Raw genomic sequence first — 20,231 nt, 5'->3', positions numbered from 1 at the left:
CCCGCTGCCTTCCGGGCGGGCCCGCACCCGCCTCCACGGCCCTTCCCGACAGGAGAACCGACGTGTCCCGCAGTCAGCTCGCACCCGGTGTCGAGGTCGTCGCCGTGCCCGGGCGGGGTCTCGCCGTCCGTACGGCCGACGGGGAGTTCCTCAGCGTGCGGGCCGGCGAGGCGGACCAGAACGCACTCCTCGCCCGCCTGTCCGGCGCGGCGACGGACGAGCCGGACGTCGAACTCGACCGCCTCGTCCGTGCCTTCGAGGACGCCGGATACCTGGCACAAGGTCCGCGGCGCACGGCATGGCCCGCCGAGCGCCGGGACGTCCGGCTGGTGGGCGACCCCGTGCTGACCGGACCACTGGCCGCCTTCCTGCGGGCCGAGGGAGCCGATCCGCAGCCGACAGCGCCCGAGGAAGCGGCGGACGGACAGCCCGCCGCCGTCGTGTGGTGCCTCGACGGTCCCGTGCCCGAAGGGCTGTGGGACGCGGCCGACCGGCTGCCCGAGCGCGGTGTGGCCTGGCTGCGCTGTCACCGCGAGGGCTGGCAGGCCTACGTCGAACCCCTCGCGGCCACCGCCGGTGACGTCACCTCCGCCCACGTCCGCGCCCGCCGGCTCGCCGCCACGCCCGCGCACCGCGAGCTGGACGCCTACTGGACCGGCCCTCGGACCACCGGCCGATCCGTCCGCCTGACGGCTCCCGCAGCCGGATATCTCGCCGCCCTGCTCGCCGACGACCTCACCCGCTGGGCCACCGGCGCCCCCGAGACCGGCGGACTGCCCGCCCGGCGCCGGCTCCGCCGTGTCGACCTGCGCACGCTGACCGTCACCGAGCACCCCGTACTGCCCGTCCCCGACGTTGCCCCGATGCCCGAGAAGACCGGATGACGCCGTCCACCGCGGCCGTCGAGGGCCTCGCGACCGACATCCAGCTCCCGGACGGCGATGGGCCCTTCCCCGCCGTCCTCATCCGCACGCCCTACGACCGGCGACGCCATCACGCCGAGCTGCGCGGGTGGGCGCGGCGTGGGTTCGTCGCACTGGCCCAGGACGTACGCGGTCGGCACGCCTCGGCAGGGGAGTGGCACCCCTACCGGAACGAGGCCGCCGACGGAGCGGCGACCACCCGCTGGATCCGCCGGCAATCCTGGAGCGACGGGCGGCTGGTGGCGGCGGGCGCCTCCTACGCCGCGCACTGCGCGCTCGCCCTGGCGCTCGACGCACCCGAGGACGCCCGACCCGACGCCGTCATCGCGGCCGTGCCCGCGCTGGGCTTCGCCGAGACGGCTCGTGAACCGTCGGGCGTGGAACGGCTGGCGGCCCGCGCCGGGTGGTGGGCGGCCCACGGCGACCGTCGCGACTCCGACGAGGAAGCGCTACGGAAGGCCCTCGCCGGCGACCCCGGGCTGCTCGCCCATCTGCCGGTGTCCGGGCTCCCCGCGCGACTGGGCCGCGAGCTTCCCTCCTGGCCGGGCGTGTGGCGGCACCACGAGCGTGACCTGTCCGGCCCACGGGCCGAACGTGCCGCGATGCCGCTGCTCGCGGTGGGCGGCCACCACGACCACTTCACCGAGGACACCATCACGCTCTGGAACCGCTGGGGAGGGTCCTCGGCGCGCCTGCTGATGGGCCCCTGGGGCCACAGCCTCGTCGCGAACCCCGGAGCCGACGCCACGCCGGCACACCGGGTGAACCTCGGCGACCTCTACGCCCGCTGGGCCCACCTCGCCCTCGCCGGGGAACTCGGCCACGGGCACCGCGGCGCGGTGGGGCTGGGCGGCAGCTCTCTGTGGATGTCCGCCGGCACGGAGGGAGAGCCGTACAGTCCGCACGTACGGCTGCTGCACGGCGCCTCCTTCACCGCTGACCCCGAACAACCCGTGAAGTCGGCCGAGTTGACGGTCCCCGTGGATGGCACGCCCGACCGCTGCCTGCTCGTCACCCCTCCACTGCCTCGCCCGCTGGACGTCGTCGGACCCGCCGAGGTGCGGTTGCGGGCCACCGCCGACACACCCTCCGCCGACTGGTTCGCCAGACTCGCCGCGGTCACACCCGACGGCACGGCCGAACGGCTGGCGGTCGGCGTCGCGCGACGTGAGGAGCCTCCCGGCCGGGCCGCCGAGTTCGGCGTGGCGCTCGGCCGGCTCGCACGGCGGCTGCCGGCGGGCACCCGGCTCCGCCTCGAGATCGCCGGGCACCACTTCCCCGCCCACGCACGCAACCCCCACACCGGCGACGACCCGGTCACGGCCACCCACCTGCTCGCGTCCCGGCGCACGGTCGACCCCGGGCGCGTGGCGCTGCGGCTGCCCGTACTGCGTACCCGTCCCACTCCCACCGATCCCGCAGAGGAGATCCTGCGATGACGGCGCTGCCGCTGGAAGCTCTCGTCGACCCCGTCTGCGGCATCGTCCGCACAGTCGAGCCCGTCGAGCACCCCGCGGGCGCTCCGCCCCGCTACACCGCGCTCACGGCCGAGATCGCCGACGCGCGCAGGCTCGGGTTGTGGCCCGCCGACCGGGTGTCGCTCGGCACCACCTTCGGCGACCCCGAGGGCGCCCGCACAGCCGCCATAGCCGAGGGCATCGAACGGTACTGCGGCAACCGCGTACCGCCGCCCGGCCACCCCGACGCACCGCTGCGTGCCACGGCCGCCGAGCTGGCCGAGAAAGGCCTGCGTCTGTACGGACCGGACGAGCTGCCCTCGTACGCCGAATGGCAGTACGCCCGCGACAAGTTCCCCTACCGCCCCCTCACCCCCGACACCCCGTCCCTGTGGACGCGCGGCGAGGAACGACTGCCCGGCGGGGAAAGGACCGAGGTCTGGGCCCCGGTGGCCCTCACCCACCTCAACTGGCGCCAGGGCGGCCTGCGTTCGCTGCCCCGCACCCACCACCTCAACTACGCGGGCATCGCCACCGGGCAGGGGTTCGACGACGCCGTCGAGCGCGGCCTGCTGGAGGTCGTCGAGCGTGACGCGCTGGAGCTGTGGTGGCACCTCGACGGCCCGACCCGTGGCATCGAACCGGCCAGCGTGCCCGGTCTGACCGACGACCTCGCCGGATCCGGGCTCGACGTATGGGTTGCCGAGATGCCCTCGGAGTTCGCCCCCTGCATGGCCGCACTCGTCCACGACCCCCGGCTCGGCCTGTACGCCGCCGGGTTCGCCTGCAAGTACGACCCGGCCGAGGCCGCCCGCAAGGCCGTGCTCGAAGCCGTCCACACCTGGGTGTTCACCCAGGGCCTCACCGACCCCGGCGGCTGGGTGTTCCGCGCGGTCGAGGCCGGGCTGCTCGCCCGCGGCCTCTACCTGGACCACCGGGAGGACGGCCGGTATCTCGACTCCTGCGGCGACCACTTCGCGCACGTACGCGACCTGGGCGCGCACGTGCAGGTGTGGCTGGACGAGCGGATGGCACCCGAGGCACGGCGGTTCACCGAGCCCGCCCACGGAGTCGTGTCCGTCGAGGCGGTCGAACCCGGCAGCCGGGACCGGCTTCAGCACACGCTCCACGACCGGGGCCATCGGGTCATGACCTTTGACGTCACCACCGAGGACGTCGCCGAGACCCCGCTGCGCGTCGCCAGGGTCCTCGTCTCCGGTCTCCTGCCCAACGCGCCCGCCGCCTTCGGCTACTTCGGCTGTCCGCGCCTCGCCGAGGCCGCCGTCGAACGATGCTGGCGTACGACCGCGCCGATCGGGCCGGAGGACTTCACCCTCGCTCCTCCGCCCCACATGTGAGGGCCACCCGTGGATCTCGTCGCCGCCCTCGCCCACGCCCGCTCTCCCGAGCGGCCCGGCCCGGACACACCCGCCGGTCGCGCCGTCCGCGCGTGGCCGCAACCGCCGCGCCGGCTGCCGGAGCCCGGCCCCGACGAGCTGGACCCGGGCCGGCTGCTCCGCCTCTCGCTCGCGGCCTCGGACGATTCCGGACGGCTGCGGCCCGCACCGTCAGCGGGCGCGCTGCACCCGGTCGACGCCCAACTGGTCGTCGGCACCCACTGCCCACTGACGCCCGGGCGCTACGGCTACGACCCGCTGGCCCACCGCGTGCACCACCTGGGCCCAGGACCCGACGACGCGTCGCCCGGAGCCACCGTCGAACTCTCCGTCACCCCGCGACGCACAATCTCCCACTACGGCCACCGCGCCTGGCCGCTCATCCTTCTGGACACCGGGCACGCCGCCGCGGCGCTGTGGCTCGCGGGACGGGCGCTGGGCGTCGCGGAGCCCGTACTCGGCTTGGACGGGCTCACTGAAGAACCACTTGCCGCGGTGCACTTCGGCCTGCCCGACGGTGCGTCCGGCGGAGCGGCCCGGGCCGCGGACGGGCCCACGCCCCGCGACCTGCTCGCCCGCCGCAGTGCCCCGCCACCGCTGCGGGGCACCCCGCCCCGCGACGCCCTGAGGGCGCTGCTCGCCACCGCCGTCGACGCAAGCGCCGGCGAGCTCTCCTGGTGCGTCGCTGTCGGCGAACCACAGCCCGAACTCGTCGAGTTGGCACCGGACGGCACCCTGCGGCGCCTCGCCGCGGGCGAGGCCCGGCCGACGCTCGCCGCCTGGGCCGCGGGGCAGGGCTGGATCGCGAAGGCCGGCGCCGTCCTGCTCGGGTACGGCTGCCCGACGGACGCCGGAGCCCCGCTGATCCGCCGGGCGCACCTGCGCGCCGGGTTCGCCGTCCACCTGGCCCACGTGGCCGCCGCAGGACAGGGGCTGGCCGCTCGGCCGGTCGGCTCCTGGCAACAGGCCGACCTGGGCGCCGCGCTCGGCTCCGCGCGGGGCAAGGACTGGATCGTCCACGGCCTGGCCCTGGGCCGTGTCCGCACAGTCCACGGCCCAGGCACCACCCACCCCGAGGAGAGGACCTCGTGATCGTCCACCCCGAGCTGCGCCGCGCCGCACGGCACGCCCGGCGCCCCCTGCTCGCGGCCACCCTCCTGCAGGGGGCCGTCACCCTCACCCACCTCGCGCAGGCCGCGCTGCTCGCCGTCGCCCTCGCCGACCTGGCCGGGGGCGACACGGACCGGCTTCCTCCGCTCCTCGGGACCGTGCTCGCCGTCGTAGCCGTCCGGGCCGTGCTCGACAACCGGCAGCGACGCACCGCCACACGTGCCGGGGCGCAGGTCAGGGTGCGGCTGAGGGACGAACTCCTCGCCCACCTCGGACGACTGGGGCCCGCGCATCTCACCACCGCCCGCGCCGGGGCCGTCCGCACCACACTCGTCGACGGGGTCGAGGGCGTCGACGCCTACGTCTGCCGTTACCTGCCCCAGCTCCTCATCACCCTCACCGTGCCGCCCCTGCTGCTCGCCGCCCTGGCCGCCGTCGAACCGCGCGTCCTCCTCGGCCTCGTTCCCGCCCTGCTGCTCGCCCTGGCGGGGCCGCGTGCCTGGGACCGGCTCCTCGCCCAGCGCGGCAAGGAGCACTGGGACACCTACGAGGGCTTGGGCGCCGACTATCTGGAGGCCCTGCAGGGCATGCCCGCGCTGCGGGCCGCCGGCGCCGTGGGGCGTACCCGGGAGCGGCTCCAGGAGCGTTCGGCGGCGCTGCACCGGGCGACCGTCGCCAAGCTCCGCGTGTCGCTCGTCGACACCGGCCTGACCGATCTGGCCATCCAGGGTGGCGTCGTGGCCGCCGCCCTGCTCGGCTGCTGGTCGGCGGTCACCGGAACCACCACCGCGACGGGGACCTACCTGGTGCTGCTCCTCGCCTCAGAGTGCTTCCGGCCCGTCCGCGACCTGTCCCGCGAATGGCACGCCGGGTACCTGGGCGTGTCGGCCGCCGACGGGCTCACGGCGCTGCGCACCGCCGAACCCGCCGTCCCCGACACGGGAACAGCACAGGCGCACTGGCCGGCCCCGCCGGAAGTGCGCTTCCAGGACGTCGAGTTCCGTTACGACGGAGCGGAGGCCCCCGCGCTCCGCGGCGTCACCTTCACCGCCGAGGCGGGGCGCACCACGGCGATCGTCGGCCCGTCGGGCGCCGGCAAGTCCACGCTGCTCGCCCTGCTCCTGCGCCGGCGCGACCCGCAGCGGGGCAGGATCGGCATCGGCGACCGGGACGTGGCCGCGTACGCCCTCGACTCGCTGCGACAGGGCATCGCCGTCGTCTCCCAGGAGACGTACCTCTTCCACGCCACCATCGCCGACAACCTGCGCCTGGCAAGGCCGGACGCCACGGACGACGAGCTCGTGCGGGCGGCGCGCACCGCCGGCGTCCACGACGAGATCGCCGCCCTCCCCGAGGGCTACGCCACCGTCCTCGGCGAACGCGGCGCCACCCTGTCCGGCGGTCAGCGGCAGCGGCTCGCCCTGGCCCGTGCCCTGCTGGCCGATGCTCCGGTGCTCGTCCTCGACGAGGCCACCAGCGCGGTCGACGAACGACGTGAGGCGGACATCGTCCGCGAGCTGCTCGACGCCGCGGGCGGCCGAACCGTCCTGGTGGTCGCCCACCGGCTCGCGGCCGTCCGGCACGCCGACCGCATCGTGGTACTGGACGGCGGACGCGTGGACGCCATCGGCGAACACGCCGCCCTCGTCGAAGCCGGGGGCGTCTACGCCGGCCTCGTCAAGGCGGGACGCACCCATGAGGAAGGGCTCGCCGCATGAGCAGCACCACCGACAGCACCGTGGCCGAGCTGCCCGCCGTGCCCGCGCGTGGCTCACTGCGTGCTCTGCTGCCCGCCCTCACCGGGCACCGCACGATGATGGCCCGCACCTGTGCCGCCGCGCTCCTCGAACAGGGGTCCCTGGTCGCGCTCCTGACGCTGGCCGCGCACACCGTCGGAACCGCCGTCACCGAGGACCGAGCCCCCTCGGCCGGTACGGTCATCGCCCTGATGGTCCTCGTCCTGGTACGCGCCCTGACGACCTGGCGCGAGATGGACCTCTCGCACGACCTCGCCTACCGGGTGCTGGCCGAGTTGCGCGTGCGGATCTTCGACGGGCTCGCCCGCAGCGCGCCCGCCCGGGTGGCCGGCAGGCGCAGCGGAGACCTGGCCGCCACCGCGATGGCCGACGTGGAGGCACTGGAGTTCTTCTACGCCCACACCACGGCCCAACTCCTCGCCTCAGGTGTCGTGTTCACCGGCGGAGCCGCGGCACTGGCCACGGTGGAGCCGTGGCTGCTGGTGGCGGTGCTGCCGGTCGCCGTGCTGCTCGCCGTGGCGCCCTTCGCCGACGCGCGCGGACGTGCGGTGCGGGGAGCCCGCACCCGGTCGGCCGCCGCGAAGCTCTCGGCCGACACCGTGGAAACGGTCGACGGGTTGCGCGAGCTGCTCGCCTTCGGAGGGCTGGCCGAGCGGCGCGGTCAACTCGCCGCACAGGGGCGGAGGGTGGGTGAGGCGCAGCGGGCCGAGGCCACCTGGGAGGCCATGGCCGCCGCTGTTCGCGACGCCCTCATCGTCCTCGCGGTCCTCGGCGTGGTGGCCGCCGCGGCGCAGTCCGTGGCCTCCGGCCGCCTGCACGGCGCATGGGCCCCGGCGGCGATGGCGCTGGCCCTGTCGGTGCTGGGCCCGGTCGCCGAGTCGGCCAGAGCGGTGAGCCAGGCGGTCGGACTGCGCGCCGCGGCCGCCCGCGTCGACGCGGCGCTCCAAGCCCCCGCACTCGCCCCGCCGCCTGCCTCACCCCGCCCGCTCCCCCCAGGCCCGCTGGGCGTCCGGCTGCACCGGGTGAGCTTCGACTACGGGGGCCGGCCCGTACTGGAGGGGGTCGACCTGACGGTGCCGGCGGGGCAGACCCTCGCCCTGGTCGGCGCCTCGGGGGCCGGCAAGTCGACGTGCGCCCACCTGCTGGCCCGCTTCTGGGACCCCGCCGAGGGAGCCGTCCAGCTGGTGCCCGACGGAGACGACCCTGTCGATCTCCGTGACCTGACCGACACCCAACTCCGCGGTGCCGTCGCCGTGGTGGGCCAGGACACCCCCCTCTTCCACGGCACCCTCGCCGAGAACCTGCGCCTCGCCGCACCCGACGCCGACGAGGACCTCCTCGCCGAAACGGCCCGACGATGCGGCATCGACCGGATCGCCACCATGGACACACTCGTCGGGGAGCGCGGCTCCACCCTCTCCGGCGGCCAGCGCGCGCGCATCGCTCTCGCCCGCGCACTGCTCGCCGAACCCAGGGTCCTCGTCCTGGACGAGACCACCGCCCACCTGGACAACGCCTCGGACGCCCAACTCGCCGCCGCTCTCGGCAAGGAAGACCGCACCACGATCGTCATCGCCCACCGCCCCGCCACCATCCGCCGCGCCGACCGCATCGCCGTCCTCCGCGCCGGCCGCATCGCCGAGGAGGGCACCTGGGAGGAACTCATCGCCCGCCCCGACAGCGCGCTCAACCGCGTGCTCGCCGTCACGGCGTCCTGAAGGCCGCAGGCCTGGGCTGACTACCTTCCCTGAGCCGGGCGAGGCGTTTCGCCCGGGCGGTCCGGCGTCCTGGCCCCCTTCACGGCCGGTGCCGTTCCGCCCGCGGTGCAGGGCCCCGCGGGTTTCCTTCGATCGTGCGCGGGGGACCCGACGCCCGTGGTGGCATACGGAGCAGAGCAGCGGGTGCGCCTGCCGGCGCTGCGGGCGGGTTGGCTGACGCAGACGTTCGTCCACTGGCCGTTCCGGCCTGACGCGGTCCAGGCGCTCCTGCCCGGGGGACTGGTCGTGGACGAGTACGAGGGGGCCGCCTGGGTGGGGTTCACCCCCTTTGTCATGGCGGACGTGCGACCCCCCGGTGTTCCCGCCTCGATGCCTGGCCTGCCGACGTTCGCGGAGACCAACCTGCGCACGTACGTACGGCACCGTGACGGCCGGGACGGGCTCTGGTTCCTGTCCATCGAGGTCGCCTTCCCCCCGATGGTGGCGGCCCGCGCCATCGGCGCACCGTACAACCCGGGGACCCTCCGCGTGTCCACGGACGGGGACACCGTCTCGTACTCCGGTTCCCGATGGATCGGTGACGCCTCCTACCGCCTGGTCGTCCGGCCTGGCGACCCGATCGAGCCGTCGGATCGGGACGTGTGGCTGACCTCGCGCTGGCGGGCGTACACCCGCAGGCTCGGCATGCTCTGGGAGACGCCCGTCGAGCACGAGCCGTGGCCGCTGGCCGGCGCCGCTGTCGATGTACTGGAGGAGACGCTGACCGCCGCGGCGGGCCTCCGGGAAGCCCCCCTCGGTGAGCCCCTGGTGCACTTCTCGGAAGGAGTCAGGCATGTACGGCTCGGGCCCTCCAGGCCGTGCGTCCCGGAGCGTGTGTCCCAGCCTTCCTGACTCCCCTCGACGGCGTTCCGGCGCTGTCACGCGACGCCGACGCGTGCGCTTCGACGGCTGGATCGCGGGCATGGGCACCTCCTCCGGCACACGGATCGTGCTCGGACACTGGCAGGGGTCACCCTTCGGAGCGTTCAGCGACGTGATGCTGGAGCGGGCCGACGGGGACAGGATGCTGCTGGCCCCCACGCGGGAGACAGCGGACTTCATCAGTGGCACCTACGTCTTCGACACGGTCTGTGCCGTCCCCGTCGAGGTGAGCGTCACGGACCGCACCTGGACCGTCACCGCCGGGCCACTCGACCTGCGTTTCACCACCGGTCGTCGAGGGCTTCTGGGCTTCGCGCTGCGGACCGTACCCGGCGCGCTCGCCCGCCGTCCGGTATGGAGCGCGCTGACGGACCGGCCCGCCCGCCTGCTGCTGCCGGGCGTGCGCACCCGCGGCAGCGCCGGGCAGGGCCGCCGGGAATGGTACGGCGCCCGGGACCTGCTGCCGATCCGTGCCGTCTCGGCCGCCTACGGGGGCGCGGACCTCGGGGCGATGGCACCCGTCGAGCCGCCCGTGCGCTTCGGGTTCGGTTCGGTGCCGAGGAACCCCTCCGTCACCCGGGTCACGACGACGGTCGAACTGGGCCCGGAGTGAGTGCGCCCGGGCAGGGGTACCCGGCCGGAACCCAACGGAGGGATGTCCCTTGAGCAGAACCGGAGTGCGGGAGCCCGCCCACACGCTCGCGGTCGCGCACGGTGCCTTCAACATCGTGGGCGGGCTGTGGCCCCTGCTGCACCTGCGCAGCTTCGAGTGGGTCTTCGGCCCGAAGAACGACGTGTGGCTGCAGATGACGACGGGCGGACTGCTCGCCTCCGCCGGTATCGCCCAGCTGGCGGCGGCCGGGGACGCGCAGGGCCCGGCCCACGCCCGCCGGATCGGGCTGGGCACCGCCCTCACCCTGCTGGCCGTCGACCTGGTCTACGTACCCAAGGGGCGGATCCGGCCGACGTACCTCCTCGATGCCGCGATGCAGACCGGATGGATCGCCGCCTGGCTGCGTTCGTCCCCCGCGCCGAGTACGGGGGACGTCAGGAGCGGCCGACGGTGACGAGCGGCTCTCGTTCTCACCGCCCGGACGGTAACGACGCCCATCGAAGCGCTGGGCCCCCAGGTCACGCCTGATCGTCTCGGTGGTGTTCCACCCGACCCGGCCGGTGACACCGAGCCGACAAGCTCTGAACACCCGCAACTCGGACCGCTGGGTTCACGCCCCGTAGGCATGCCCGCGGGGCAGGGGTCCGACGTGGGCGTGGCGGCCGGGGCGGGCGGCGGCGTGGCGCTGTCCGGGGCCTGGGCCGCCACGGGCGGCCAGGGCGTCTGCGACGGCACCCGTGGCGAATGCGTAAACGCTCTTGTGCAGCAGGTCCACGACGAGTTCCTTGCGGGGCCAGGTCTGCGGTGGGGCGCCGACGCCGGTCGCGTTCTCCAGGATCTGGTCGTTGGTGAGACGGACGACGGCGAACTTGGCGGAGGCGACCGGTCCGCGCAGTCCGGCCTGGGCCATGACCGACCGGAGCACCCCGAGGAGGGCGGCCTGGCCGTAGTGCATGCCCCAGTTGACCGGCACCGGCTGGCGGCCGGGTCGTTCGGGCAGACCGGTCAGCCGCTGCAGGACCCGCGCGGGCACATGGGAATCGGGCCGGCCGGTGACGGCCTGCTCGATCTTCTCGCCGAGGGTCATCACGACGCCTCCGGCGGTACCGGCGAGCAGTCCCTGCCACAGTGCGCGCTTGATCATGCCCTGGCGAGTACCCGGTACGACCGCCTTCACCCACCGGCCGGGCGGCAGTCGGTGTCCCGGTGCGCGCCGGCGCGCGGAGAGTACCCCGACCGTGTCGCCCTGTCTCTCCCACGCCGCCCGGGCCCGGCACACGGACCGCGCAAAGCAGCGGACCGAGCTGGTCAGCGGAAGCGTCGCGCCCAACTCAGGCCCTGACCCGCCAGCCGGAGCGCCACGGACCCCGGGCCAGTAAGGTGCTGTCGTCTGCGTTCATGGTCCACCGTGCCGGGTTCGGACGGCTATCCGTCCTTGCCCTTGGCTTTCGTTGTCCAGCGCCGACGCCGGAACCACCACGACGGTGGCGGCGGTGATGATCAGTCTGGCGTCATCGGCGTCGGACCCGAGAAGCGCCTCCACGTGCTCAGGACGGATCATGAGGGTGTCTCCTCCCCCGGTGGCGGTCACACCTGTCGCTCCCCCTCGACGGGGCGGGGGACAGCAGCCCTGCGGTGGCCCTGTCGTGCAGGGAATCCAGCGTCTCGCTCTGCCGGCGGGCCCTGTGGGGCAGCTGGTCCAGCCGCCCCGAGTCCAGACGGGCGTCCTGCGGCGCCGCGGCGAGCAGAGCAGCCCGGACGGCGCCTTGCAGTGCGTCCCCAGCCGCAGCGCTTCCGGCTCGGCCAACAAGGAGAGGCCGGAGCGGCGCAGCAGGCGCCCGTTGGGCTTCACCCGCCCGGCCTTCTCGCCCAGCCGTGCCCCGTGGAGCATGTAGCGATCGACGGATACGCCGAGGTCCGCGAGGAGCCGCGGCCGGGCTTGCCGGTCCTGCGAGATCTTCTCCGCCGACGTCCTCAGTTCGTCGCCGTAGGGCGAATCTCCGTGCTCGTGAACCATGCGCCGGGCAAACTCCGCTCGGCCGCCCCACCGGCCAAGTGATCATTGAGAAAGATGTCCAGCCTTCTCGGCCGCATCCGGCTGTCGCCGGTCCCCGGTGCCGTCCCGCTCATCATGTCCCTCGGGGTCTCGAAGCTGCCGACGGTCACCGAGTGCCCCGGTTGCGCCGGTCAACCTCTGTTGGGAGCTGGCCGGGGCAGCTCCACGGCGGGTGCGACGGGCGCGGACACGTCCGCCGGCCGTGTACCAGCCCACCCCCAGCACCACCGCCAAGGCCGCGTCGACCACGTCGCCGCCGTAGTACATCCATTGGACGCCGCTGTGCAGGTCGGCAGGAGTGAAGTCGGTGCCGGGCGGCGGCAGTGCGTACAGGCTCTTGGCGAGCACCGCGTGCCCCGCGCCGGCGACCAGCAAAGTGGCACCGCGTACGGCGACACCCCAGCGACGGCGCACCGGATCCAGCTGGCACACGGCGAAGGTGAACACGAGCCCTGCCGCGAGCATGTGCGCGTGCACCACGCCGTGCAGCAACGGCTGGTGCCGCATGGCCGCGAACAACTCCGTCCGGTACAGCAGCCAGAGGCCGCCCACGTCCACCAGGGCCGCCAGCGGTGGGAGGACGAGCCAGCCGACGGGACGGGATCGCGCGAGGGTCAGCAGGCGTCGTCGTGCCCGGCCTGGACTGAGGGCTCGCAGGGCGAGGGTGAGGGGGCGGGCCACGACGAACAGCAGCGGGGCGGCCATGCCCACGACGAGGTGCTGGATCATGTGCCCGGTGAACGGCCCTCCCGGCACGATTCCCCCCGACGCCCAGGCCGTACCCACGCCCCCGGCGGTGAACGACACATCCCGCCACCCGGGCCAGGCATCCCCGCGCCGCCGCAGACGCCCCGCGGCCAGCAGATACGCCACCGCCACCAGCAGCGCGGCCACGGCAGTGAGCAGCTGGCCCGTCCCGGGTCCGGTGGCCGCGCCGGGGTGGACGTGCGCGAGTGTCACGACGCCGGCCCGGCCCCGCCGCGGCGGGCCGCACGCAGGGCCAGGATCACGCCGATGAGCAGCAGGACCAGACCGACGATGTTCCACGCCCAGTCGTACGGAGTGACATCCACCCCGTAGCGGATCTGGTGCAGACGCAGCAGCTTGTGATCCACGATTCCGTCGAACAGCTGGAAGACGCCCATCCCGAGGAAGAAGCCCGACCACGCGTGGGCCGGCGCCAGGGCCCTGCGGCGGCGCAGATCGGCGTAGAGGAAGAACCCCGCGACCAGACCCAGCAGTTCGGCGGTGTGCAGCAGTCCGTCGGACAGCAGGCCCACGCCGGAGGTGGACCGATCGTAGAAGTGGTGCCACCCCAGGATCTGATGGAAGACGATCTCGTCGACCGAGGCCATGACCGCCGCCCCGAGCAGCGCGCAGACGGCCATGGACCTGCGGGGCGCGGAGCCGGTGCCCGGCGCGGTGTCGGACCGGACGGAGTCGCTCATGGCTCTTCCTTCCTGCCGTACGACGACGTCGGCTGGGGATGCCGACGCCGGGTACCCGCCAGGACAGGGTCAGGCACAAGTACACCGGCCCTCAGAGGAGAGGAGAACACGATTCAGGACAGGAGGGGGGCGCCGCTCATGCGCGACCTCGCAGGAGCCGGAGCCCGGTTCCCGCGCCAACCGGCATCGCGGTGGTCACTCAGCGGGCGGGACGGCGAGGACATGGCAGATGCGGCACCCGGACGGCCGGCAGTCCAGCCCGAACGCCTGCTCGGCGATCACCGATGCCCTTAGGTGTCTTTCCCTACGTCGATTTCGTGGTCCCGTCGCCCTTTCCGGTGTCCGGTTCGGCGCGCTTCTCGGCGCCCGTCTCCAGGTAGCCGGGGTCGTCGCCCGCGACCCGGCCCACGAAGACGTCGTTGGGCGTCGTCCCCGTCGTGCTGTGCCGGTCCGCCGCCCCGGTGTCCGGCTTACCGCCCGTGTCCTCCGGCCGACCCGAACGGACCTCTGCGGAGGGCTCGGTCGTGCGCGCCCCCAGGTGTTCGCGGACCCATGACCACACGGACATGATGCCTCCCGATCACCAGATGCGTGCCGGCGTCGACGGCCTGTCCTCGGTGCCCTCGGCACTCAGCGACGCACCCGGTTGGCTCAACGTCGTCTGCGGCGCGTCGCGACGGCCGCGACCAGCACCAGGACCCCGGCGAGCCCGGTGAACACCTTCTTGGCAGCGGCCATGGACGTGCTCAGTCCGAAGGCGTCGCGCATCCGGTCGTAGAGACCGAGCGGTACGCCCAGGACCGCGTTGCCGGGCGGGCGCCGCGGGATGACGGGGTGGGGGTGGGTGGGCGCGCTGCGCCGCACCGTGTCCCATGCCGTGCCGAGCCGGCGCAGCTGCGCGGCGGGCAGCGCTTCCTGCAGCCGGGGCAGCACGAGGTCCTCCTCGTCGCGGATGTCCTGCCGTATCAGCGCGAAGGCACGCCGCACCTTCTCCTCACGCTCAGGAGAACCCGGACCCAGGCGTTCGATGTCGGCGACAAGATCGTTGATCTGCTGGTGTTCCTCCTCGACCCGCGAGGTCAACTCGTGCCCGTCCGCGACCGAGCGCCGGACGGCCGGCCACAGCACGGTCTCCTCGGCAAAGGCGTGGCTGAAGACCAGCTGTACGGTCTCCCGCAGGACCCGTTCGCGGTCCTCGTCGTCCGCAAGGGTCTGATAGCGGTCCATCAACCTGTCCATCTCGGCATGATCACGGCGTTGCCGGGCCAGCACGCTGCTCGGGCCGCCCAGTTGCCCAACCGTCTGCTCTTTGATCGTCTCGGGCATGGGGCCCTCCTCTGCGCAGACCGCCCGCAGACGCCCGTCGTACCGACGGCTGCCGGCAGTGTCCGGTTGCGGGTACCCCGATGCGGCGTTTCATGCCGTTTGTGGCGTTCTCACCTGTTGCTCGGCCCGGTCATGGCCCGGCCCGGTCGCCGGGCGCGTCAGGTGCCGGTGAGCAGGTCTCCCTCCTCTACCGCTGTCAGGGACAGCGTCTTGTAGCCGACCTGCTCGAACAGCACGACGAGGCGGTCCTCCTCCGTGCGCATCACGGTGCCCGCACCCCACTCCGCGTGGCGCACCCGGTCGTTCGTCTCATAGAGCCCGCCGTGTCCGGGCGGGGGAGCGGCGTCCCGGTGCCCGGCCCTGGTGGCGGGGTGCTCGGCCTCGCGGTCGCACACGTCGCACCGCCCGCACGGTGCGTCGAGCTGCTCGCCGTAGTAGCCCAGAAGGTACTGGCGGCGGCAGGTAGGAGTCTCGGCGTAGCCGCGCATCATCTCGATGCGCGAGCGGTCGACGCGGCGCCGCCGCTCGAACACCCGTGCCGCCTCTTCGGTGGCCTCGTCCGCCGTGCGGCCGGGCAGGGCCCGGACCGCGCGACGCCTGCCCTCGACAGTCACCGCTCCCGCCTCTTCCAGCAGGTTCAGCAGATCGCTGGTTTTCCGGCGCGACAGGCCGCACAGCTGCGCGGTCCGGCTACGGCTCTGCGGGGCGTCCTGGCCGAGCAGCGTGGTCATGATCCGGGCCAGTGCCTCGGCGTCCAGGGTTCGGGCCGTGAGGAACTTCTGCAGTCCCAGGTCCTCGGGGCGGTAGAACAGCACCGCGCGGGCCGGCTCCCCGTCCCGGCCGGCGCGTCCGATCTCCTGGTAGTAGGAGTCCAGGGACTCCGGGACGGACGCGTGGGCGACGAACCGCACGTCCGCCTTGTCGATGCCCATCCCGAACGCGGAGGTGGCCACCACCACGGCGGAAGCGCCGGCCATGAAGCTGTCGTGGATCCGGCGGCGGTCGGCTGCCTTCATGCCCGCGTGGTACGCCTCGGCGTCCACGCCGTCCTGCCGAAGTCGTTCCGCGTACGCCTCGGCGTCCTTGCGGGTGGCGGTGTAGAGGATGCCCGGGGAGGACGCCTGGGCCGTCCAGCGTGCGACGGTCTCGCGTTTGGCGGGGTCGTCGGTGAAGGTGCGCACCGCCAGATGGATGGTGGGCCGGTCGGTCCCGGTGGTCACGACGTGGGCCTCGCGCATGTGCAGGTGCTCGACGATGTCCGCTCTGACCGGGGCCGCGGCCGTCGCCGTCAGAGCGAGTACCGGCGGGCGGCCCAGCCGTTCGGCGGCCTCGCCCAGATTCAGGTAGTCGGGACGGAAGTCGTGTCCCCAGGCGGAGACGCAGTGGGCCTCGTCGACGACGAACAGCGAGGGGCCCAGTTCCCGCAGCTGTTCGACGACGCTGTCCTTGGCCAGCTGCTCGGGGGACAGGAACAGGTATTCGGCGTCACCGTCCCGGATCGCGCGCCAGCCCCTGTCGGTGGCCGAGCGGGGCTGCGCGGAGTTCACGGCCACGGCGTCCGGTGCCGCGCTCTCCCGCAGGCCGGTGACCTGGTCGCGCTGCAGGGCGATCAGCGGCGACACCACGACCGCGGGACCACCGAGCATGACGGTCGGCACCTGGTAGATCGCCGACTTGCCGGAACCGGTGGGCATGACGACCAGCACGTCGCGCCCGTCGAGCAGTGCCTCCATCGCCTCCGTCTGCTCGGCGGCCAGGTCGCTCCACCCGAACCGTTCCCGGGCGGCGCGGCGCAGCTCGGCGATCCGTTCGTTCCCGCTCATCGCGACGCCCCCTTCACGGCCCGGCACTCCTGGGGCCTGGCCCGGGTACCCCCGTCGCCGGCCGCGATGCGGTACGGCGCGGCAGCCGTGAGGGGTCGAGATCCCGGCTGCTCGCCTGGGTGATCACCTGCGCCGTTCGGGCCCGCGCGGTCGCGGCCGCCCGTCACCAGGCAGAACCTGGACAAAGCCCAGGTGCCCGCTTTCTGCGGGCCGACGCCGCCCGCACCCCAGGGAGAATCCCTTGACCGACGCCATGCCCCACCTCGACGACGCCGGCGAGAGCGACGACGTCGTGACACTGCTGATGCAGCAGCACCACCACATCCGTGATCTTTTCGCCGAGGTCGAGAACGCCACTGCCGACGACCGGGCGGAGGCATTCCGCAGGCTCGTCCGCCTGCTGGCCGTCCACGAGACCGCCGAGGAGGAAGTGGTCCACCCCTCAGCCCGCCGTCTCCTGCAGGACGGTGAGCAGGTGGTCGACGACCGTCTTCAGGAAGAGAGGGCCGCGAAGGAGAAGCTGAGCCGGCTCGATGACATGAACCCCGACGACCCCGGGTTCATGCCCGCCTTGCGGGAACTGCGCGCGGACGTGCTCCAGCACGCGGCTTCGGAGGAACAGTACGAGTTCCCCGGGCTGCGCGAGAAGGCCGGAGCACAGCAGCTTGCCATGATGGCCACGGCTGTACGCGCTGCCGAGGCCATGGCGCCCACCCGCCCGCATCCGGGAGTGGAGACGGCGGCGGAGAATGTCGCCGTCGGGCCCGTGGCAGCCGTGATCGACCGGACTCGTGACGCCGTCCGCAAGGCGATGGGCAAGGACAGCTGATCAGGTCGGAACAGAGTGGCCACACCGGCCCGCGCCTGAGCAGCTCAGCGTCGCGCTCGTCCCGGACACGGACGACGGCCGGCGGAACGGCATGACGTGAGCATCGGACGCCGGGGAGATTGCACGCCTGAGTGGGGGTACTCGCCGCGCACCGCGAGGCGCTCCGGGAGAGAAGGCCCACCATGACCCCGCGCACCCGTGCTCCCCTCTGCACGGGCCTGATCGCCCGGGGCGCTGCTCACCCGTCGTACCTGACCATCCGAGGATGTGACCGTCCATGACGCTCCGGAAAACACTGTGGGCAGCCGCTGCGGGACTCACCGCGGGTGCTGTCGTCGCCCTACGGCGCTCGACGGCACGTCCGGCGGACCCGGCCGCCGCTGACCGCTGGCTCACGGTGACGATCAACCGTTCACCTGCCGACATCCAGGCCGACAAGCTGCCGACGCCGCTGCAGGAGTACGGCGACCGGATCGAGACCCGGATCCGACCCGCACCCGGCGACCGGGGCACCGAAGTGGCGGTGCGCCTGAAGGACGTGCCGTCGGATGCCTCGTCCGTGCCCGCACGGCTCACGGGCCAGGATCCTCGTCAGGACCTGCGCCGTTCCCTGCGTGAAGCGAAGGCGCTGCTGGAAGCGGACGAGGTCCTGCTGCCCGACACACCGCCCACCACCCACGACACCCCCGGCGGGAAGCTCGTCGGTCTGCTGAGTCGCCGCGCGGGCGGGGAGGGAGTGCTGTGAAGGCGCTGTGCTGGGAAGGCGTCAACAAGCTCGCCGTGGAACAGGTGCCGGATCCCGTCCTGCGCAACGACCAGGACGTGATCGTACGGCTCATCGCGGGCACCACCTGCGGCTCGGACCTCCATCTCATCGGTGGCTACATCCCCTTCATGCGGTCCGGGGACGTCATCGGTCACGAGTTCCTTGGGGAGGTCGTCGAGGCCGGCGCCGGGGTACGCCGGCACAAGGTGGGGGACCGGGTGGTGGTCTGCTCGTTCGTCGGCTGCGGCCGCTGCTGGTTCTGCACCCACGACCTGTGGTCCCTGTGCGACAACACGAACACCAACCCCGGCATCGGGCAGGCCCTGTTCGGCGCCGACACCGGCGGCATCTTCGGCTACTCGCACGCCATGGGCGGACTGCGCGGCAGCCACGCCGAGTACGTACGGGTCCCCTTCGCCGACTACGGTGCCTTCCCCGTGCCGGAGGGCGTAGACGACACCAGCGCCCTGTTCGTCTCCGACTCGGTCCCCACGGGATGGATGGGCGCGGACCTGGCGGGCGTGAAGCCGGGTGACGTGGTGGCCGTGTGGGGCTGCGGGGCCGTGGGGCAGATGGCGGCGCGCGCTGCCATCCTGCTGGGCGCGGAGCGCGTGATCTCCATCGACCGGATTCCCGAGCGCCTGGAGATGACCGAGCGGCACGTCGGCAGTGAGGTCATCGACTACACCAGCACCGACATCGGGGCGGAACTGCGCGAGCGCACCGGCGGCCGTGGCCCCGACGTGTGCATCGAGGCGGTCGGCATGGAAGCCCACAGCGACAGCCCCGTCCACCTCTACGACCAGGCCAAGCAGCAGCTCCGGCTCCAGACGGACCGTCCCACCGCCGTACGGCAGGCCATCCACGCCTGCCGCAAGGGCGGCACGGTGTTCGTCCTCGGCGTCTTCGCCGGGGCGGTCGACAAGTTCCCGCTGGGCGCGGTGATCAACAAGGGCCTGACCGTGCGGGGCGCCCAGCAGCACGGCCAGCGCTACATCCCGATGCTGCTGGACCGGCTGGCGGCCGGAGAGCTGAGCACGGCCCACCTGGCGACCCATACCGTGCCCCTGGACGAGGCGCCGCGGGCCTACGAGATGTTCAAGGAGAAGAACGACGGCTGCGTGCGCGCGGTGATCCGGCCGGGCGGCTGACCGTGGTCCACCGCAGGCGGAGCCTTCGCGTCAGAGTGAAGCGATGTTCCTCACGATCTTCGAGTCCCAAGCATGCCCGTGTACAGTGAAGAACGCCCTTGACCTGCAAAAAGCTGGCAGGGAGCCGACTTCTAGGAGCACAGGATGCTGCGCACCATGTTCAAGTCCAAGATCCACCGAGCCACCGTCACCCAGGCCGACCTGCACTACGTGGGATCCGTGACGATCGACGCCGACCTCCTCGACGCCGCCGATCTCCTCCCGGGAGAGCTCGTGCACATCGTCGACATCACCAACGGCGCCCGCCTGGAGACGTACGTCATCGAGGGCGAGCGCGGCTCCGGGGTCATCGGCATCAACGGGGCCGCGGCCCACCTCGTCCACCCCGGAGACCTGGTGATCATCATCAGCTACGCGCAGGTCTCCGACGCCGAGGCCCGCTCCCTGAAGCCCCGGGTCGTGCACGTGGACCGCGACAACCGCATCGTGGCTCTCGGCGCGGACCCGTCCGAGCCGGTTCCCGGCTCGGACCAGGAGCGCAGTCCGCAGGCCGTCACGGTCTGAACAGGGTGACTGCCCGGCCACGCTCCGGGTACCCGTGGGGTAGGTCCAGAGCCGACGCACCGCATGGCTGGAGGACACCATGACGCACCCGTATCCCGACCCGGCGAAGCCGGGGCCGACCCCGGGACCGGGGCCCGACCGCCCGGAGCCGTTCCCGGAACCGGGGCCGACCCCGAGCCCCCCTGACCCCAACCCGGAACCGCGTCCCTCGCCGGAGCCGCCCCCGTCACCGATTCCGAAGCCCCCGGGGCCGGACCCGGTACCGGAACCCGAACCGGGGCCACCGCTTTCCTAACCGCATGAGAAACAGTTCGACGGCCCGGCGCGGCACACAGACCACGCCGGGCCACATCACGCGCGCCCCGTAAGGGG

At 73.3% G+C, this 20,231-nt stretch carries 20 protein-coding genes; 13 read left to right on the top strand and 7 right to left on the bottom strand.

Annotated features, from left to right (window positions below):
* Nucleotides 1-62: 62 nt before the first annotated feature.
* The 9 genes from ACZ49J_RS06650 (at nucleotide 63) to ACZ49J_RS06610 (ending at nucleotide 10,350) form a co-directional block, all read left to right on the top strand.
* A complete protein-coding gene (locus tag ACZ49J_RS06650) occupies nucleotides 63-884 on the top strand; it encodes a hypothetical protein (protein WP_467452133.1) in 822 nt (273 codons plus the stop codon).
* Nucleotides 881-2,362, top strand: coding sequence for a CocE/NonD family hydrolase (locus ACZ49J_RS06645; protein ID WP_467452131.1), 1,482 nt, complete (start codon nucleotides 881-883; stop codon nucleotides 2,360-2,362). The genes ACZ49J_RS06650 and ACZ49J_RS06645 overlap by 4 nt, the downstream gene beginning before the upstream one ends.
* Entirely contained in the window at nucleotides 2,359-3,738 is a 1,380-nt protein-coding gene (locus ACZ49J_RS06640; protein ID WP_467452130.1) for a YcaO-like family protein, read from the top strand. Before ACZ49J_RS06645 ends, ACZ49J_RS06640 begins: the two co-directional genes overlap by 4 nt.
* Before the next feature lie 9 nt (nucleotides 3,739-3,747).
* A complete protein-coding gene (locus ACZ49J_RS06635) occupies nucleotides 3,748-4,869 on the top strand; it encodes a nitroreductase family protein (protein ID WP_467452128.1) in 1,122 nt (373 codons plus the stop codon).
* On the top strand, nucleotides 4,866-6,605 hold the full coding sequence (locus tag ACZ49J_RS06630) for an ABC transporter ATP-binding protein/permease (RefSeq protein ID WP_467452127.1): 1,740 nt from the start codon (nucleotides 4,866-4,868) through the stop codon (nucleotides 6,603-6,605). Before ACZ49J_RS06635 ends, ACZ49J_RS06630 begins: the two co-directional genes overlap by 4 nt.
* Nucleotides 6,602-8,362, top strand: coding sequence for an ABC transporter ATP-binding protein (locus ACZ49J_RS06625; RefSeq protein ID WP_467452126.1), 1,761 nt, complete (start codon nucleotides 6,602-6,604; stop codon nucleotides 8,360-8,362). The genes ACZ49J_RS06630 and ACZ49J_RS06625 overlap by 4 nt, the downstream gene beginning before the upstream one ends.
* A gap of 156 nt (nucleotides 8,363-8,518) precedes the next feature.
* Nucleotides 8,519-9,253, top strand: coding sequence for a YqjF family protein (locus ACZ49J_RS06620; RefSeq protein WP_467452124.1), 735 nt, complete (start codon nucleotides 8,519-8,521; stop codon nucleotides 9,251-9,253).
* Nucleotides 9,254-9,323: 70 nt separating this feature from the next.
* Nucleotides 9,324-9,896, top strand: coding sequence for a hypothetical protein (locus tag ACZ49J_RS06615; RefSeq protein WP_467452123.1), 573 nt, complete (start codon nucleotides 9,324-9,326; stop codon nucleotides 9,894-9,896).
* A gap of 49 nt (nucleotides 9,897-9,945) precedes the next feature.
* Complete coding sequence (locus tag ACZ49J_RS06610) at nucleotides 9,946-10,350, top strand: hypothetical protein (protein ID WP_467452121.1); 405 nt, start codon at nucleotides 9,946-9,948, stop codon at nucleotides 10,348-10,350.
* A 156-nt stretch (nucleotides 10,351-10,506) separates the two neighbouring features.
* Here the strand turns inward: ACZ49J_RS06610 and ACZ49J_RS06605 are convergent, their stop codons facing one another.
* The 7 genes from ACZ49J_RS06605 to ACZ49J_RS06575 form a co-directional block, all read right to left on the bottom strand.
* Nucleotides 10,507-11,040: a hypothetical protein gene (locus ACZ49J_RS06605; RefSeq protein WP_467452120.1), complete on the bottom strand. Its 534-nt coding sequence runs from the start codon at nucleotides 11,038-11,040 to the stop codon at nucleotides 10,507-10,509.
* 252 nt (nucleotides 11,041-11,292) lie between these two features.
* Complete coding sequence (locus ACZ49J_RS06600; RefSeq protein WP_467452118.1) at nucleotides 11,293-11,457, bottom strand: hypothetical protein; 165 nt, start codon at nucleotides 11,455-11,457, stop codon at nucleotides 11,293-11,295.
* Between the two features lie 498 nt (nucleotides 11,458-11,955).
* The gene (locus tag ACZ49J_RS06595) at nucleotides 11,956-12,912 is read right to left on the bottom strand and encodes a cytochrome c oxidase assembly protein (protein ID WP_467452117.1); all 957 of its coding nucleotides are present in this window, start codon (nucleotides 12,910-12,912) and stop codon (nucleotides 11,956-11,958) included.
* Complete coding sequence (locus tag ACZ49J_RS06590) at nucleotides 12,909-13,400, bottom strand: DUF2243 domain-containing protein (RefSeq protein ID WP_467452116.1); 492 nt, start codon at nucleotides 13,398-13,400, stop codon at nucleotides 12,909-12,911. The genes ACZ49J_RS06595 and ACZ49J_RS06590 overlap by 4 nt, the downstream gene beginning before the upstream one ends.
* Before the next feature lie 304 nt (nucleotides 13,401-13,704).
* A complete protein-coding gene (locus ACZ49J_RS06585; RefSeq protein WP_467452115.1) occupies nucleotides 13,705-13,968 on the bottom strand; it encodes a hypothetical protein in 264 nt (87 codons plus the stop codon).
* 83 nt (nucleotides 13,969-14,051) lie between these two features.
* Nucleotides 14,052-14,726: a hemerythrin domain-containing protein gene (locus ACZ49J_RS06580; protein ID WP_467452114.1), complete on the bottom strand. Its 675-nt coding sequence runs from the start codon at nucleotides 14,724-14,726 to the stop codon at nucleotides 14,052-14,054.
* Between the two features lie 158 nt (nucleotides 14,727-14,884).
* On the bottom strand, nucleotides 14,885-16,549 hold the full coding sequence (locus tag ACZ49J_RS06575; protein ID WP_467452113.1) for a RecQ family ATP-dependent DNA helicase: 1,665 nt from the start codon (nucleotides 16,547-16,549) through the stop codon (nucleotides 14,885-14,887).
* 253 nt (nucleotides 16,550-16,802) lie between these two features.
* On the opposite strand from ACZ49J_RS06575, the gene ACZ49J_RS06570 reads away from it, so the two are divergent.
* The 4 genes from ACZ49J_RS06570 to panD all read left to right on the top strand — a co-directional run bounded on the left by ACZ49J_RS06570 (nucleotide 16,803) and on the right by panD (nucleotide 19,859).
* Nucleotides 16,803-17,378 carry a hemerythrin domain-containing protein gene (locus ACZ49J_RS06570; RefSeq protein ID WP_467452280.1) on the top strand — a complete coding sequence of 192 codons (576 nt, stop codon included), beginning with the start codon at nucleotides 16,803-16,805 and terminating at the stop codon, nucleotides 17,376-17,378.
* 277 nt (nucleotides 17,379-17,655) lie between these two features.
* Nucleotides 17,656-18,123 carry a hypothetical protein gene (locus ACZ49J_RS06565; protein WP_467452112.1) on the top strand — a complete coding sequence of 156 codons (468 nt, stop codon included), beginning with the start codon at nucleotides 17,656-17,658 and terminating at the stop codon, nucleotides 18,121-18,123.
* Complete coding sequence (locus tag ACZ49J_RS06560; RefSeq protein ID WP_467452111.1) at nucleotides 18,120-19,295, top strand: zinc-dependent alcohol dehydrogenase; 1,176 nt, start codon at nucleotides 18,120-18,122, stop codon at nucleotides 19,293-19,295. The genes ACZ49J_RS06565 and ACZ49J_RS06560 overlap by 4 nt, the downstream gene beginning before the upstream one ends.
* A 144-nt stretch (nucleotides 19,296-19,439) precedes the next feature.
* The gene (panD, locus tag ACZ49J_RS06555) at nucleotides 19,440-19,859 is read left to right on the top strand and encodes an aspartate 1-decarboxylase (RefSeq protein ID WP_467452110.1); all 420 of its coding nucleotides are present in this window, start codon (nucleotides 19,440-19,442) and stop codon (nucleotides 19,857-19,859) included.
* Nucleotides 19,860-20,231 lie beyond the last annotated feature (372 nt).

It is taken from the genome of Streptomyces sp. NPDC030840 (assembly GCF_055572015.1).
This window is presented reverse-complemented; position numbering and strand designations above follow the sequence as displayed.